The following is a 16,215-nucleotide window of genomic DNA, read 5'->3' on the forward strand; positions in this document are numbered from 1 at the left end:
GGGTGCGAGGAGATCTCACTAGGTAGGGAGCTCCGATGTTGTTCCATGAGGCGATCGCTCGCGCCCTCGCTGACCAGGGCGTGACCACGGTCTTCGGCGTCCTGGGCGACGCCAACCTGTACATGATGGACAGCTTCGAGCGGGCGGCCGGGGGCCGCTACCTTTCCTGCTCCAACGAGGCCGGGGCCGTGCTCGCCGCCAACGGGTACGCCCGCACCTCGGGCGGGCTCGGCGTCGCCACGGTGACCCACGGCCCCGCGCTGACCAACACCGTCACCGCGCTGGTGGAGAGCGTGAAGGACCACACGCCCATCCTGCTCATCGCCGGGGACACCGCCGTGGTGGACAGGGAGAACTTCCAGAACATCTCCCAGCGGGACGTGGTGCTGCCGACCGGCGCGGGGTTCGAGCAGGTCCGCTCCCCCGAGACCGTGGTGGAGGATCTGGCCGTGGCGATCCGTCGCGCCCTCCTGGAACGGCGGCCGATCGTGCTCAACGTCCCGGTGGAGTTCCAGTGGCGGGAGGCCGCCTACCGCACGGTCGCGCCCAAGTACGTCGAGCCGCAGGCCGTCGCCCCCGCCGAGGCCGCCCTGGACGCCGCGGTCGGCATCATCGCCAACGCCGACCGGCCCGTGGTGCTGGCCGGCCAGGGCGCGGCCACCCCGCAGGCCAGGGCGGCCCTGCTCCGGCTGGCCCAGCGCGTCGGCGCCCCGGTCGCCACCACGCTGCGCGGCAAGGACCTGTTCCGCGGCGAGCGCTTCGACCTCGGCATCTGCGGCACGCTCGCGCACGAGGTCGCCCTGGACGCCATCGCCCGGAGCGACTGCCTGATCGCCTTCGGGGCCTCGCTCAACAAGTGGACCACCGCGGAGGGTTCGCTGCTGGCGGGCAAGCAGGTCGTCCACGTGGACCTGGACCGGGACGCCATCAACCGGTTCTCGCCCGTCGCCGAGGGGGTCGTCGGGGACGCCGCCACGGTGGCGGACACCATCGTCGGCTGGCTGGACGAGGCAGGGGTCAAGGCCACCGGCTTCGCCTCGGCGGAGCTGGCCAAGCGCCTGGCGGACCGCCGCGACGACGCCTTCGCCGACCGCTCCACCGGGGAGACCGTCGACATCAGGACCGCCATGCTCAGGATCGAGCGGGCCTTCCCCGCCGACCGCAACCTGGTCTTCGACGGCGGCCGGTTCATCTTCAGCGCCTTCACCCTGCTGCACTGCCCCGAACCCGCCGCGTACGTGCACACGGTGAACTTCGGCTCGATCGGCCTGGGCATGGGCAACGCCATCGGCGCCTGCTTCGGCGCGCCCGGCCGGCCCACCCTGCTGGTCACCGGCGACGGCGGCTTCATGCTCGGCGGCCTGGCCGAGTTCGCCACCGCCGTACGGCACGGCGCCGACCTGGTGGTCGCGCTGTTCAACGACTCCGCGTACGGCGCGGAGCACGTCCAGTTCCGCGGCAGGAACCTGGACCCGGCCATCTCCACCTTCCAATGGCCCGAGTTCGGCGCGGTCGCCACGGCACTGGGCGGCCGCGGCTTCACCGTGCGGAACCTGCCCCAGCTCGACGAGGCCCTGGCCGCGATCGAGACCAGGGACCGCCCCATCCTGATCGACATCAAGATCGACCCGGACCAGGTCCCCGCCCCAGGCCACTGATTTATATAACGTTCAACGTCAAGTGTTAATTAACTCGACCATCTCAGGGGACAGCATGTTCGACCTGTACTACGACGAACTCGCGGTCGGGGACAGGCACGTGTACACCGGAATCACCATCACCGAGACACACGTGGTGAACTTCGCCGGGGTGACCGGCGACCACTTCGGCCTGCACATGGACGCCGAGTACGCCAGAACCACGCCGTTCAAGCAGCGCATCGCCCACGGCCTGCTGGTGCTGTCCTGCGGCGCCGGGCTGATCCCGCTCCTGCCGGGCAGGGTCATCGCCTTCCTCGGCATGGAGGAGGTCAGGTTCCTGGCCCCCTGCTTCTTCGGGGACACCGTCCACCCCGTGATGGAAGTGCTCGGCAAGAAGGACAAGGCGCCGGGCGGGGTGGTGACGATCAAGGAAGACATCCTCAACCAGCGCGACGAGACGGTCATCTCCGCCCGGATCAACATCTGGGCCGGGGCCGCCCCTCAGCCAGGCCGGAGCTGACGATGGAACGCCTCCTCTTCGACGCCGATCACCACGCCTTCCGGGAGTCGGTGGGCCAGTTCATCAGCCGCCACGTCGTATCCGAGTACGACCGCTGGGAAGCCGAGGGCCTGGTCGACCGGGAGCTGTGGCGGCTCGCCGGAGAGTCCGGCTATCTCGGCATGTCCGTGGACGCCGGGTACGGCGGCGGCGGAGAGCCGGACTTCCGGTACAACGCCGTGCTGGTGGAGGAGTTCGCGCGCGCCGGGTTCGCCTCGCTCAGCTCGGGTTTCGGCCTGCACAACGACGTCGTCACGCCGTACCTGACCGAGCTCAGCGCCGAGGAGCAGCGGCGGCGCTGGCTGCCCGGCTTCTGCTCCGGAGAGATCGTCACCGCGATCGCGATGACCGAGCCCGGCGCGGGCAGCGACCTGAAGGCCGTGCGCACCACCGCGGTCCGCGACGGCGACTGCTACGTCGTCAACGGCACCAAGACGTTCATCACCAACGGCATCCACGCCGACCTCGTGATCGTCGTGGCCAGAACCGACCCGTCGGCCGGGGCGCGCGGCCTCAGCCTCCTGGTCGTCGAGCGGGGCACGCCCGGCTTCCGCCGCGGCCGGAAGCTCGCCAAGGCGGGCATGCACGCCCAGGACACCGCCGAGCTGATCTTCGAGAACGTCCGGGTACCCGCGGCGAACCTGCTCGGCGCGGAGAACGCGGGCTTCGGCTATCTGATGCGCAACCTGCCGCAGGAGCGGCTGTCGATCGCGGTCGTCGCCGTCGCCGCCGCGCGGGGCGCCTTCGACTCGACGGTGCGCTACTGCCATGAGCGCGAGGCGTTCGGCCAGAAGATCGGCAGCTTCCAGCACAGCCGGTTCAAGCTCGCGGAGATGGCGACCGAGATCGAGCTGGCCCAGGTGTACGTGGACCGCGCGATCCTCGACCTCAACGCGGGAACCCTCAGCGCGGTGGACGCAGCCAAGGCCAAGTGGTGGACCACCGAACTGATGACCCGCACCGCCGACATGTGCCTGCAACTGCACGGCGGCTACGGCTACATGGACGAGTATCCGATCTCCCGCGTCTGGCGCGACGCCCGGGTTCACACCATTTTCGGCGGGACCACGGAGATCATGAAAGAGATCATCGGCCGGGATCTCGGCTTCTGACATCGCTTCTGACATCGTGGGATCCAGCCACCGGCCCAGCTTGGCGTTCCCGGGCCGACGAGCATGTTCCCGATGCTAAACTTAACGATACCCGTTAAGTATGAGATCGCACCAGAAAGGGGCCCGATGGCCAGCAGCACCTCCTCCCGCGGGAAGGCGTCCTCGCCCTCCAGCCCGAAGCCGGAGGCCGGAGCGCCTGCGGACGAACACGGCGAGGAAGAGCTGCTCAGCATCGGCGAACTGGCCAAACGCGCGCGGGTCTCCCCTCGCACCATCCGCTACTACGAGGAACTCGGCATCCTGCCCGTGCCCGTGCGCACGGCGGGCGGAACGCGCCGCTACCCCCGGGCGTACATCTTCTACGTCGAGGGCGCGCTGCTGCTCAAGGACATGGGCTTCACCCTGGAGGAGATCGGCGACCTCGGCCGCTGGGCGCTGGATCGCACCAGCGTGGCGTCCAGGCGCACCCAGGCCCTCCTGCAGGGCAAGGTGGCGCTGCTGGAGCACCGCATCCGCGTCCTCAACCGCCTGCACGATCTGATCGTGGAGGCGACCCGCGGCGGCCGCTCCAGGAAACCCCGCCCCGCGCCGGAACTCCTCCGCCTCCTCGGCGAGGAAGCCCAGTCCCCGAACACCGAGCACTGACCGTTTTACGGCTCCGCCTCCCCACCCCGACCCCCGCCCAGCTCCCCCTCTCCCCCGGCGCTCCTCGCCGCCACCCGCGTGCCGCCGTCACGCCTTACGTCATTGACGTCATCAGGGCCCGCCTCCGAACTCTTCGCGGCCCCTAGCCCACTCCGGCCGCGACCCGGTGGGTTTTAACGCGCCTGCAACGCGAGTTAATGCAGTGACAAAACAGGAACGTTCTACTTGGTGCAGTTTCGTGAGCTTTATGTGGCTTGCGTTACTTTTGCGCGAAAGGAACGTTATGAGGCTTTCTAGGGCTGCGCTGTGGCGTGGTCTGGCCGCCGTGCTCGTCGCGGTGGTGGCGGGGGCCGTGTCGCTCCCGCTCCCCGCGGCCGCCGACACCTGGTCGGTCGTACCGGTCGACGGCGGATATCAGGTGACGTTACGCCTGGATGAACCATTACCGGTGCGGGACGCCGCGCCGGAACTGGCGGTCAACGGGCAGTCGCTCGGTTACGCCACCGAGAGCGACGAGGGCCGGACGCTCACCCTGCTGACCTCCGACCCGCGGGCGGGCGAGGCCAGGAGCGTCCAGGTCGCATGGAACGGCGTCGTCGAATCCAGGGTCACCGCCAAGGCGATCTACATCCCGCCGGCGGACCCGCAACCGTCGACGATCGCCACCGACCCGGGCGTGCCCGGGCCGTACCAGGTCGAGGAGAGCAGCTACGACCTGGGTGAGACCGCGATCAGCTTGGAAGGGCTCGGCGGCCGGCTGGGCGAGCTGCGCGCCGAGGTCTACCTGCCGAAGGGCGCGATCGGACGCCGCCCGCTGGTGCTCTTCCTGCACGGCAGGCACTCGGCCTGCTACGACCCGATCACCCGGCGGACCAGCAACAACGCCTGGCCGTGCCCGGCCGGGCAGCAGCCGATCGAGAGCTTCAAGGGCTATAAGGGCCCGGCCGACGCGCTGGCCAGCCACGGCTACGCGGTCGTGTCGGTGAGCGCCAACGCGGTCAACGCCTTCGACGCCAACTTCTCCGAGGACCGGGGCGCGCTGGCCCGCAGCGAGGTCGTCATGCGCCACCTCGACCTGCTCGACGCCGCCGAGAGCGGCACGGGCGACCCCCAGCTGGTGTCGTTGTTCAAGGGCCGGATCGACCTGGACAACGTCGGCCTGATGGGGCACTCGCGCGGCGGCGAGGGCGTCGCCAAGGCCGTGCTCGTGAACGCCGGCCGGGCCAAGCCGTACGGCATCCGCGCGGTGCTGCCGCTCGCGCCGACCGACTTCGCCCGCGCCTCCCTGCCGGGCATCCCGACCGCGACGATCCTGCCGTACTGCGACGGCGACGTCTCCAACCAGCAGGGCCAGCACTTCTACGACGACTCGCTGTACGCCGTCCCCCACGACACCGCGTTCCGGTCGGCGCTGATGGTGATGGGCACCGACCACAACTTCTTCAACACCGAGTGGACGCCCGGCGTGGCGACCGCCCCGGCCTCCGACGACTGGTCCAACAACAACGACCCGGTCTGCGGCAACCGGGCGGAGTCCCGGCTGAGCGCGACCGAGCAGTACGCGGTCGGCACCGCCCTCATCGCCGGGTTCTTCCGGCTCGTCCAGGGCCAGGAGACCGCGCTGCTGCCGCTGTTCGACGGCAGCGGCAAGACCGTCGCCTCGACCGGCCGCGCCGTCGTGCACACCGTCGCCCAGACTCCGGCCGCCAGCCGGATCGACGTGGCCACCTTCGCCGGGTCCTCCCCCGCCGTCGTGTCGGGCGCGGCCACGGGCACGCTGTGCGCGAGCATGCTCGACCGGTCGCCGCAGAGCGGGCTGCCGTCCTGCGCGACCAGGCTGACCACCTCGCAGGCGCCGTCCTGGACGCCCGCGACCTACCTGCCCAACGCCGTCGCCACCTCGGTGCTGCGGTTCGCCTGGCAGGACACCTCAGGGAAGCTGACCGTGCCCCTTTCCGCGCGGAACATCTCCAAGGCGGAACTGCTCACCTTCCGGGTGGCCCGGGACGAGAACGTCGCGGCGTCCGCCCCGCTCGACATGAACATCACCCTCGTCGACGGGCGCGACCGGAGCGTCACCGTGCCGGTGTCCTCGCTCAGCCCCGCGCTGACCGCGCTGCCCGGCGCCGCCTCCCCGCTGCCGAAGACCTGGCTGCGGACCGTACGGATGCCGCTGTCCGGTCTCAGCGGCATCGACAAGAAGGACATCAAGGAGGTGACGCTCACCGGGGCGTCCGACACCGGCGGCGTCTACCTGGCGGATCTGTCCTTCACCCGGTTCCGGGTCGGCGAGGAGAGCATCGCGGACCTGCCGCAGGTGTCGGTCGGCGACCTGACCGTCCTCGAAGGGAACGGTCCCGGCGAGGCACGGATCCCGGTGACCCTGTCCCGGCCGTCGGACGCGCCGGTGACGGTGACCGTCCAGGCGCTCGCCACCGGGACCGGCCCGGTCATCACGCAGGTCGCGGCCACCGTGACGATCCCGGCCGGGCAGACCGGCGGCGTCTTCACCGTGCCGCTGGCCGGCAACACGGTCAAGGCGACCGCCGCCCAGTCCTACCAGGTGATCGCGGGCGTCTCGGCGAACGCGACCATCGGCGACGGCTTCGCCCGCCTGGTCGTCACCGACGACGACTGAGTCCTCGCAGGTCTCTCAGGGTGGGGATCCCGCGGACCCGGGCACCCCACCCTGGGAGCTGCTCCCATCCAACCGCCGCTACGGTAAGTCCCGCCCCCAGACTGTCAACATGGATGTAGATTCGTACGAGCGGGCCCGCGCCCTGGCCCGGTACGCCCGCTGACCAGCACGTCTCAATCGGCTACGGTGAAGGGTTACGATCTCGGACATGGCGAAGAGTGGGATCGGCAAGCGCCGGATGGCGGCGCTGCGGGACGGCGGCGAGGGCTACGCGCAGCGTCGTAACGAGATCATCGCTGCCGGCGCGGAGGTGTTCAGGGAGCGTGGGTACGAGGCGTCCAGCCTGCGTGACGTCGCCGCGCGGCTCGGCACCGACCGGGCCTCCCTCTACTACTACGTGGCCAGCAAGAACGAGCTGTTCCAGCTGGTCACGCAGCAGGCCGTCGAGCAGGTTGTGTCGGCCGCCGAGTCGGTGGCGGCCGAGCCCGCGGACGCGGTGACCCGGCTGCGGAAGCTGATCGTGACCACGGTGCAGAAGTACGACGAGCATTATCCGTACATGTTCGTCTACATCCAGGAGGACATGAACCGCATCCACTCCGAGTCCCTGGACGAGGTCTGGGCGCGCACCATGCTGCAGCTGGGCCGCCGGTTCGAGAACGCCCTGCTCACGATCCTGAATCAGGGCGTGGCGGACGGGGTCTTCGACATCACCCACAAGCACATCGCGATGAACTCCATCATCGGCTCGATCAACTGGACGCATCGCTGGTTCAAGCCCAGCGGGCAGCTCAGCGGCGAGCAGCTCGGCGCGCACCTGTCCAGCATGATCATCTCAGGGCTCGCGAAGTAGCCGCTCCAGGCGTGCCCGCCCGGCGGACCCCGGGCGGGGCGCACGCTATGGCCTGACAACCAAGGGTGTCAACTAGTGCGTTGATTGACGGGTACGAAGTGGAAATCGGTGATGCGGCCCTGCGGGTCACCGGCGAAGACGACCCGGACGCGGGTCTGTTCGAACAGGCGGCGGCCCGCCGCCTCGACGTCGGACAGGTCGACGCCCCGGACGAAGTTCAAGATCGCGGAGTCGGCGCCGTCCAGGGTGACGAACCCGATGACGAGCGGCGGTTCCGGCAGCCCGGGGAACTGGGTGGCGATGATGGCGAACGCCTCCACGGTCCCCTCCAGGCCGGCCTCCTCCCAGTCCCCCGTCTCGACGTAACAGGCGTCGCAGTAGGACCGCGCGGGAATGAGCAGCCGCCGGCAGGACGGGCAGCGCCGCCCCATGATCCGGCGGTTGTCCCGCAGTTCCGCGAAGAACCGGCTGGCCGTCGCACCGGCGAAATACCGGTAGTCGAAGTTCCAGTTGCCCGGCAGCACGAGCAGATCATCTGGGTTCATGGCAGCTCACTCCCGAGCAGGACGACCGTGGAGAACTGGGTGGCGCCCCCCTGCCCGGTGGCGAGCGCGAGCCGCGCGTCCGGCACCTGGCGCGCGCCCGCCCGCCCCCGGACCTGCAGCGCCGCCTCGGCGACGCGGATCAGGGCGGTGGCCGAGACGGGGTTGGCGGCCTGGGCGCCGCCGGAGGGATTGATGGCGATGGGCACGCGCCCGGCGATGACGTCCTCGACGAACCGGCGGTTACCGTCGATGTCGCTCAGGCCGAGGGCGGGATAGGCCATGGCCTCGATGATCGCGAAAGGCGCCTGGAGTTCGAGCACGTCGACCTGGGCGAGCGGATCGGTGATCCCGGCCTCCCGGTAGGCGCGATCGGCGGCGCGGCGCAACGGCACCATCTCGATGAGGCTGCCCTCCGGCCGCCGCATGCGGTCCCCCATCGCGTAGGTGTCGCTGTACGCGCCGGTCCCCCTGATCCACGCCGTCGACCGCGAGCGCGCCAGCTCGCCGCGCGCCACGATCACGGCGCACGCGCCTTCCGAGATCGGGCACGCCTCGTAGCGGCGGATCGGCCAGGCCAGCACCGGCGAGTCCAGCACGTCCTGGACGCTGCGCGCCTTCGCGCCGACCACCAGCGGGTTCAGCGTGGCCTGGGTGAAGTTCCGCGCGGCGATACCCGCCCAGTGCTCCCCGGCGAAGCCGTCCCGCCGCATCAGCATGGTGGCGCGCAGGGCCGCCATGGTGATGGTGGTGAGCACGAAGTCCTTCTCGTAGACGGGGTCGAAGATGGTGTTGAAGATGCTCTGCGCGGTGGTGGCCTGTCCCATCCGCTCCAGCGCCACCACCAGGACCACGTCACCGCGCCCGGCCTCGATCCACGTCTTGGCCGCCAGCAGCGCCGAAGAGCCCGTGGCGCCACCCGTGTTGATCCGGAAGTACGGTTTCCCCGGCAAAGCGATGGCCGCCTTGTCGATGTCGGCGATCCCGCTCAGCGCGTCGGGGGCGACCCCGCCGATCACGCAGTCGATCGCGTCCGGCCCGACGCCGGCGTCCGCCAGCGCCTCGGTGACCGCGATCCTGACCAGCTCCCCGGCCGACAGCCCGGGATTTCGTTTCCGGTACGGCGTCTGGCCGACGCCGATGATGCCCAGCGGATCGCTCATGGCTCCTCGATGATCACTGCCGTGGTGGTCTGCGACGCGACGGCCGAGCCCGCCACGACCAGGGCTTTCCCTGGCCGCCGCCGGACCGCCTCGACGAACCGCAGGAGGCCGCCGCACGGATGGCAGTCGCCCGCCGCCGCGCCGCCGGAGGGGTTCACCCAGGTCCCGGCGGCGTACCCGGCCAGGCCGGTGCCCGGCTCGGCGAGCCCGGCCGCCTCCAGTTGCAGCACCTCGTCGAAGAGGGTGGGCCCGCCGAGTTCGACGAGGTCCAGCTGGTGCGCGCGCAGTCCCGACCGGGCGAGCGCGGCGGCGACGGCGGCCCGCGCCCCCGGCAGGGCCGCCAGCGTGCGCTCCCCCAGCCGCGCGGGTTCGGTGCCGTGCCCGACACCGGTGATGCGCGGGCCCGCGCCGGTGCCGAGCACGACGGCGGCGGCCACGTCGGCCGGCACGCCCATCTCCTCGGGCCGGAGCGGGTAGACGGGCGGCCGGGCTCCGGCCGCCGGAGCCCGGCGCGGGTTCGCGGCGGCCCGCTCCTGGCGCGCCGCGGCCGCGGCCTCCCGGCCGCGGGCGGAGTGTTCGCGCAGGTAGGCGGCGGCGCGAAGGGCCGAGACCACCGTTTCCGAGAGCGCCAGCGGCTGTTCGGTGAAGGGGTCGAAGGCGGCCCGGGACGACCGCTCGACGTCGCCTTCCCCGGGCCGGCCCCACGCGGCGACCACGACCCTGGCGGCCTCTCCCGCCTGGATCCGCGCCGCCGCCAGCGAGATCGCCACCAGGCCGTCCTCGGACACGCGGATCTCGTCCCGCAGGTACGCCCCGGCCGCCGGCCCGGTGATCATGCTCGACAGCGAGCGCCCATCGATCAGGTCGTGCGCGGCGATCACGATCCCGTCGATGTCGTCCATCGTGCATCGGGCGTCCGCCAGCGCCTCCGACACCACCGCGAAGATGACCTCCGGCAGGGACAGCCGCGCGTCGGAGCGGGTCATGCGGGCAGCCACTCCGTCGACGCTCACCCACTGTTTCAACACCATAGTTGATTCTCAACCCAGCCGATATTTCGGGACTTGTTCCTCGTCGGCGAGCAACGTTCCCTCGGCCACGAGGTAGGCCAGATGGGCGCTGGTCTCGAACACGGCGAGCGTCGAATTGAAGTCGTCGAGTTCGGCGAACTCGCGCCGGTGCCGGGTCCAGGGCAGCTCGGCCGCCACCTCCGCGACCGTCGCCGCGCCCAGCCGCGCCACGGCGTCCGCGCTCTGCTCGAGCCGCCGCCGGTGGTGCTCGGCCAGCTCGTCGATGCGGGCGTGCGCGCCCATGCCGGCGGGCCCGTGCGCGGGCAGCAGGCGCAGGTCGGGCAGTTTCCTGAGCCGGGCGAGGGAGCGCAGGAACGCCACCAGCGGCTGCGGCCGGGGCACCGCCTCGAACCCGATCGAGGGGGTGATGTGCGGAAGTATCTGGTCCCCGCTGAACAGCAGCCCGTCGCTCTCCGACAGCACCATGATGTGCCCCTCGGTGTGCCCGGGGGTCTCCAGCACGCGGAACTCCCGCCCGCCGATCTCGATGCCGCCCTCGGCGAGCCATTCGTCGGGCGCCTCCCAGCCCTCCGCGACCGGATCCACGTCCGCGTCTCCCCTGGCCATGTACGCGGCCAGGTGCGGGGCCCCCGCGCGGCGCAGCAGCTCGCACTGGTGGCGATGCCGGGGACCCGCGCCGGCCAGCCACTCCAGGGAGTCCCGCTCGCCGCGCCCCACCAGCACGGGTGTGCCGTGCTCGGCGCGCAGCCAGACCGCCAGCGTGTAGTGGTCGATGTGCGCGTGGGTGACGATCACCCGGGTGACGTCCGCGCAGGTGTGGCCGATGGAGTTCAGCGACTTCTCCAGCACCTGATGGGCTTCCGGGATGGCCCATCCGCCGTCCACCAGCGCGACCCCGGCGCCGTCCTGGATGGCGTAGACGTTCACCGCGCGCAGGCTGTCGCCGGGCATCGGCAACGGCAGCCGGTGGATGCCCGGGGCTATCTCGTACGCGCCCTCCCGGGTCCACTCCCCGACACCGGCCCGGGTCACGACCGAACCCCGCCGGCGTCGTAGGAGGTCGACGGCAGATCGGCCTCGGCGCGGGAGATGCCCGCCAGATCCGCCTTGATCTGCAAGGCCAGGAACCGCGAGTACATCCGGCAGTCGAGCAGCGAACCTCCCGTGATCCAAAAGTTCTCCTGCGCGGTGCGCTGCCACATGTTGCGCATGATGTAGTTCTGGTCGAACCCCCAGACGGGTCCCACCTTGTCCGCGACCTCGTCGCCCAGCATGCGGCGGATGCCGTCCTGCTGGTTCTCGTAGCCCGTCGCCAGGACGACCAGGTCGAAGGGGCGCGGCTCGCCGTCCTTCATGAGCAGCCCGGACTCCGCGAACCGGTCGTAGTCGTCGGCGTGCACGAACCCGATCTCGCCGGCGGCGATCAGCTCCGAGCAGCCCACGTTGATGTAGTAGCCGCCGCCCCGGCGCAGGAAGAGCATGTGGAAGCCGGTGTCGTCGGGCCCGAAGTCGAGCCGGAAGCCGACCCGGCGCAGGCCGTCGAGCAGCTCCCGGTCCAGCTCGCAGGTCTTCTTGGTCAGCCACTGGTAGGTGTTCCGCAGCACCGGGAAGGGGATCGCCGCGGTCACCAGGTCGACGTCGTCGGCGGGCGGGCCCTCGGAGTAGACCGCGTAGACCAGGGTCCCGCTCGGCACCAGGCTCACCACGCAGGTGGGGCTGCGCTGCATGATCGTCACTTGGGCGCCGTTGGCGTGCAGGTCCTGGGCCACGTCGTGGCCGCTGTTGCCGGTCCCGATCACCAGCGCCTTCCGGCCCGCGTACGCGACGCCGCTGCGGAACTCGCTGGAGTGCAGCACCGTCCCGGCGAAGTCCGCCAGGCCCGGCAGCGCGGGCCGCCTCGGCACGCTGCTGGTCCCGCCGGTGGCGAGCACCAGGTGGATGGCGCGCACCTCGCGGACGGCGCCGTCCCCGCGCCTGAGCCGGGCCGTCCAGGTGCGGGCGGCCGGATCGTAGCGAGCGTCCAGGAACTCGGTGGAGGTCCAGACGTCCAGCTCCATGAACTCGGCGTAGCCCTCCAGCCAGCCGGCCAGCTTGTCCTTGGGCACGAAAGCCGGCCAGGTCTCGGGAAACGGCAGGTACGGCAGGCTGTTGGCCCACACCTCGTTGTGCAGCGTGAGCGAGTGATACCGGTTGCGCCAGTTGTCCCCGACCCGCTCGTTCTTCTCCACGAGCAGGGTGCGCACGCCCAGCTGGACCAGGCGCGCGCCCAGGGTCAGCCCGGCCTGACCGGCACCGACCACGAGCACGTCCGCCGACCCGTCTGCCAGCTCCCGCGACTTGCGGCGTTCGTCGAGCCAGTTCTCGCCGGAGAAGTTGCGCGAGTACCGCAGGCCCGTGGGCCGCCGTGCGCCGATCCGCTCCTCGAAGCCGGTCAGCTCCTGGAGCGTGGTCAGCAGGATCCAGGCGCGCGGCTCGCGGGGGTCGCCCGGGTCGTACAGCAGCCGGACGAAGCCGGTGCCGCCGCCGATCGCCGTGTCGAAGTCGAAGTACGCCTCGATGACCGACCTGGTGGAACGCCGTACCAGCCGCGGCGGCGTACGGCCTTCGGCGGCCCGCACCCGGCTCGGCCTGGCCTCCGCGACGGTGGCCTTGACCGCCTCCGCGATGGCCTCCTTGCCGCCGAATGTCCGGTAGCTCCAGGTGAAGGCGAGGATGTCCTTCCAGTACCCCTCGGCGTCAAAGAGGTCAACGACCTCGTTTACCGCGTGGCACTCAAGTGCGTCACCGAACCGCGCCAACCAGGCCAGGAAGATCCCTTCGACGTCCTCGGCACCCTCGGTCCGGCTCATCTACAGGCCCCTTCTCGCATCCAGCAGGTCAGGGCGCCATTCAACTCGACCTCGCCCGCATCGTCAACACTCATGTTTACGACACCCTAGACCACTGTCTTATCGTGTCAACGACAATGTTGACGAAAGCCGTGGCAACCCGGTTCTATGGGCTCGTGAGTACTCGTGAGCCCGTGACGTCCTGGGGCCGGTGGGGCGCCGACGACGAGCTGGGCGCCATGAACCAGGTGGCGGCCGAGCAGGTGCTGGCCGGCCTGGCCGAGGCGGTGACCGGCCGGGTCGTCTCCTTGGCCACGCCGATCAGGAACAACCAGGGCTTCGGGCTCGTCGGGCGCCGGCCCGCCGCCCACTACATGGTGCGCAGCGGCGCCGACTACGCCGCCGGGCTGCCCGAGCGGGCGGGGTTCGGCTACGCCGACGACGTCATCGCCATGCCCACCCAGGGCGCCACCCATGTCGACGCGCTCGCCCACGTGTGGCGGGACCACACGATGTACAACGGCTTCTCCGCACGCGAGGTCACCGGCCGCGGCGCGCGCCGCCTGGGCATCGACAAGATGCCCCCGCTCGTGACGCGCGGCGTCGTCGTCGACGCGAGCGCGCACCGCGAACCCGTGCGCGCCGAGCGACTCCAGCAGCTCCTCCACGCCCAGGACGTGCGGCTGCGACCGGGCGACGCCCTGCTCGTCCGGACCGGCTGGCTCGCCGCCGCCCTGCGCGGCGACGCCGACGGCACCCGCTGGCCCGGCCTGCACCCCGACTGCGGCGACCTGCTGGCCGGCGCCGGAATCACGCTGATCGGCGCCGACAATCCGGGAGTCGAGGCGTTCCCCTCCCCCGACCCGGCCTGCCAGGTGCCGCTGCACGTCCAGCTCCTGCGTGACCACGGGATCTACTTCAGCGAGCTGATGGCGCTGGACGAGCTCTGCGCCGCCCGGCGGCCCACCTTCCTGTTCGTCCTCGCGCCGCTGCCGCTGGTGGGCGCGGTCGGCAGCCCGGTGAGCCCGGTCGCCGTCCTATGAGAAAGCCACGCAAGGAGAGATCACGATGATCGACGTCAGGACCGCCGTGCGCCGCGCGGCGGCCGAGGAGCTGCGCGCCCGGGTCCGGGCGTTCGCCGAGCGGGAGATGGCGAGCTCGGGTGCGGACGCGCACTGTGACGCGTGGATGACCTCGTACTCGGCCGAGTTCAGCCGGGCGCTGGGAGCGCGCGGCTGGGCCGGCATGACCATCCCCGCCGAGTACGGCGGCCCGGGCCGTACCAGCATGGAGCGGTATGTCGTGATCGAGGAGTTGCTCGCGGCGGGAGCGCCGGTCGCCCTGCACTGGTTCGCCGACCGGCAGGTCGGGCCCGCGCTGCTCCGGCACGGATCGCCCGCGCAACGGCGGCGCTACCTGCCCGGCATCGCGCGCGGGGAGTGTTACTTCGCCATCGGCATGTCGGAGCCGGACAGCGGCTCTGACCTGGCCGCCGTACGGACCCGGGCGCGCCGGGACGGCGGGGGCTGGCGGCTCGAGGGCGCCAAGACCTGGAGCAGCCACGCCCACCTGGCGCACCACATGCTCGTGCTCGCGCGTACCGACCCCGCCGAGGACCGGCGCGCGGGCCTGTCCCAGTTCCTGGTCGACCTGCGGCTGGACGGCGTCCAGATCCGGCCGATCACCACGCAGGACGGGCGGCGCCACTTCAACGAGGTCGTCTTCGACGGCGTCCGGCTCGACGACGGCTGCCTGCTCGGCACGCGCGGCCAGGGCTGGAGCCAGGTCATGGCGGAACTCGCCCTTGAGCGAAGCGGGCCGGAACGGTTCCTGTCCACCATGCCGCTCCTGCGCTGCCTGCTGCGCCGGACCGAGGCGAGACCGAAGGAGCTCGGCGTGCTGCTGGCCGAACTGCGCAGCATCCGCGCGATGTCCCAGAGCGTCGCCGAAGCGCTCGGCCGCGGGGAGACGCCCACGGTCGCGGCGGCCGTGGTCAAGGACCTCGGCACCCGGTTCGAGGGCAAGGTGGTGGAGCTGGCGCGTGACCTGCTGCCGGTCGTGCCGGACCTGGCCTCCGGCGACGAGTACGCCCGGCTGCTCGCCGAGGCCGTCGTGCACTCCCCTGACCGTACCCTCCGCGGCGGCACGAACGAGATCCTGCGCGGGATCGTGGCCAGGACGGCGGCGGGCGCGTGAGCGGCGAGATCGCGGACGCCATCGCGGCGATCCTGCGGAATTTCCCGCAGGGGAGCGCGGACGGATCCTGGGACGAGACGCTCGGGCGGGCCGCCACCGACGCGCTCCGGGACGGCGACTGGCTGGACGTGAGCCTCCCGGACCTGGGCGATCTGGCCGACGCGGTCGCGGTGGCCGCCGCCGTCACGGCCCACGGCTGGCCGTCGCCGGTCCCGGACCTGCTCCTGATCACCAACAGCGCGCTCGCGGCCGTGGGCGTCCCGCGCTCGCATCGGTGCCCGATAGTCGTACCGGGTCCCGGCAGGCTCGACGGGACAGGCCGCGTGACGGCGGCGGCCGAGCACGTCGCCTGGGCGCCGTGGGCCGACCAGCTCCTGGTGGTCGCGCAGGATCCCAGAGGCCGCCCGACATTGGTCGCCGTCGACCCCGGACAGGCGGAACTCCGGCCCGGGCATACCCTCCACGGCTCGCCGTGGGCGCACGTCCGGCTCGAGAACGCCGCCGCCGAATACCTCGGGACCGCCACCGACGACCTGGCCGAGTTCGTCACCACCGCGGGGGCCCTCGCGCGCAGCGCGCAGTCGCTGGCGGCGCTGGAGCGCGTGCGCGCCCTGTCGGTGGAGCACGTGCGGACGCGCGTGCAGTTCGGCCGCCCGCTCGCCGCCTTCCAGGCCGTGCAGCAGCATCTGGCCGCCCTGATCGGGGAGGTCGCCGCCGCCGAGGCGGCGGTCGCGCAGGCGCTGGGGGACGTCCGCGACATCAGGGAGCTGGTCGGCGATCCACGCCTGTCCACCGCGAAGATCCGCACCTCGGCGGCGGCCACCGAGGCGGCCCGCCTGGCCCACCAGTTGCACGGAGCCATCGGCATCGCCCGGGAACACGAGCTGCACCGGCACACGCTGGCCCTGCTGACCTGGCGCGAGGAGTTCGGCAACGAACGATTCTGGGGAGGCAGGCTGGCAGCGAGCGCCGGCCCGGACCTGTGGGCCTGGCTGACCGGATGAACAA

14 protein-coding genes are annotated in these 16,215 nt (G+C 71.4%); 9 read left to right on the forward strand and 5 right to left on the reverse strand.

Annotated features, from left to right (window positions below; translation table 11 throughout):
• Window positions 1-35: 35 nt before the first annotated feature.
• The 6 genes from Amac_RS25335 to Amac_RS25360 all read left to right on the forward strand — a co-directional run bounded on the left by Amac_RS25335 (window position 36) and on the right by Amac_RS25360 (window position 7,447).
• Window positions 36-1,658: a thiamine pyrophosphate-binding protein gene (locus tag Amac_RS25335; RefSeq protein ID WP_155356892.1), complete on the forward strand. Its 1,623-nt coding sequence runs from the start codon at window positions 36-38 to the stop codon at window positions 1,656-1,658.
• A gap of 55 nt (window positions 1,659-1,713) precedes the next feature.
• Entirely contained in the window at window positions 1,714-2,160 is a 447-nt protein-coding gene (locus Amac_RS25340; RefSeq protein ID WP_155356893.1) for a MaoC/PaaZ C-terminal domain-containing protein, read from the forward strand.
• 2 nt (window positions 2,161-2,162) lie between these two features.
• Window positions 2,163-3,311: an acyl-CoA dehydrogenase family protein gene (locus Amac_RS25345; protein WP_155356894.1), complete on the forward strand. Its 1,149-nt coding sequence runs from the start codon at window positions 2,163-2,165 to the stop codon at window positions 3,309-3,311.
• Window positions 3,312-3,437: 126 nt separating this feature from the next.
• Window positions 3,438-3,956, forward strand: coding sequence for a MerR family DNA-binding transcriptional regulator (locus Amac_RS25350; protein WP_155356895.1), 519 nt, complete (start codon window positions 3,438-3,440; stop codon window positions 3,954-3,956).
• 283 nt (window positions 3,957-4,239) lie between these two features.
• A complete protein-coding gene (locus Amac_RS25355) occupies window positions 4,240-6,594 on the forward strand; it encodes an alpha/beta hydrolase (protein ID WP_155356896.1) in 2,355 nt (784 codons plus the stop codon).
• A gap of 208 nt (window positions 6,595-6,802) precedes the next feature.
• Window positions 6,803-7,447, forward strand: coding sequence for a TetR/AcrR family transcriptional regulator (locus tag Amac_RS25360; RefSeq protein ID WP_155356897.1), 645 nt, complete (start codon window positions 6,803-6,805; stop codon window positions 7,445-7,447).
• Window positions 7,448-7,515: 68 nt separating this feature from the next.
• Here the strand turns inward: Amac_RS25360 and Amac_RS25365 are convergent, their stop codons facing one another.
• The 5 genes from Amac_RS25365 to Amac_RS25385 are packed head-to-tail and all read right to left on the reverse strand — an operon-like array spanning window position 7,516 to window position 13,032.
• The gene (locus Amac_RS25365) at window positions 7,516-7,992 is read right to left on the reverse strand and encodes a Zn-ribbon domain-containing OB-fold protein (RefSeq protein ID WP_155356898.1); all 477 of its coding nucleotides are present in this window, start codon (window positions 7,990-7,992) and stop codon (window positions 7,516-7,518) included.
• Entirely contained in the window at window positions 7,989-9,152 is a 1,164-nt protein-coding gene (locus tag Amac_RS25370) for a thiolase family protein (protein WP_155356899.1), read from the reverse strand. The genes Amac_RS25365 and Amac_RS25370 overlap by 4 nt, the downstream gene beginning before the upstream one ends.
• Entirely contained in the window at window positions 9,149-10,138 is a 990-nt protein-coding gene (locus tag Amac_RS25375) for a thiolase family protein (protein ID WP_155356900.1), read from the reverse strand. Before Amac_RS25375 ends, Amac_RS25370 begins: the two co-directional genes overlap by 4 nt.
• 54 nt (window positions 10,139-10,192) lie before the next feature.
• Entirely contained in the window at window positions 10,193-11,215 is a 1,023-nt protein-coding gene (locus Amac_RS25380; RefSeq protein ID WP_246268682.1) for an MBL fold metallo-hydrolase, read from the reverse strand.
• Window positions 11,212-13,032, reverse strand: coding sequence for a flavin-containing monooxygenase (locus tag Amac_RS25385; RefSeq protein WP_155356901.1), 1,821 nt, complete (start codon window positions 13,030-13,032; stop codon window positions 11,212-11,214). The genes Amac_RS25380 and Amac_RS25385 overlap by 4 nt, the downstream gene beginning before the upstream one ends.
• Window positions 13,033-13,187: 155 nt before the next feature.
• On the opposite strand from Amac_RS25385, the gene Amac_RS25390 reads away from it, so the two are divergent.
• From Amac_RS25390 to Amac_RS25400, 3 genes are read left to right on the forward strand one after another with little or no spacing between them, the layout of a single operon-like run.
• Window positions 13,188-14,054: a cyclase family protein gene (locus Amac_RS25390; protein ID WP_218041273.1), complete on the forward strand. Its 867-nt coding sequence runs from the start codon at window positions 13,188-13,190 to the stop codon at window positions 14,052-14,054.
• 25 nt (window positions 14,055-14,079) lie between these two features.
• On the forward strand, window positions 14,080-15,207 hold the full coding sequence (locus tag Amac_RS25395; protein WP_155356902.1) for an acyl-CoA dehydrogenase family protein: 1,128 nt from the start codon (window positions 14,080-14,082) through the stop codon (window positions 15,205-15,207).
• Window positions 15,204-16,211 (forward strand): acyl-CoA dehydrogenase family protein, encoded by a 1,008-nt coding sequence (locus Amac_RS25400; protein ID WP_155356903.1) that lies wholly within the window; start codon window positions 15,204-15,206, stop codon window positions 16,209-16,211. Before Amac_RS25395 ends, Amac_RS25400 begins: the two co-directional genes overlap by 4 nt.
• Window positions 16,212-16,215: the final 4 nt, after the last annotated feature.

Origin of the sequence: Acrocarpospora macrocephala (assembly GCF_009687865.1) — a bacterium.
Taxonomy (GTDB): Bacteria; Actinomycetota; Actinomycetes; order Streptosporangiales; family Streptosporangiaceae; genus Acrocarpospora; species Acrocarpospora macrocephala.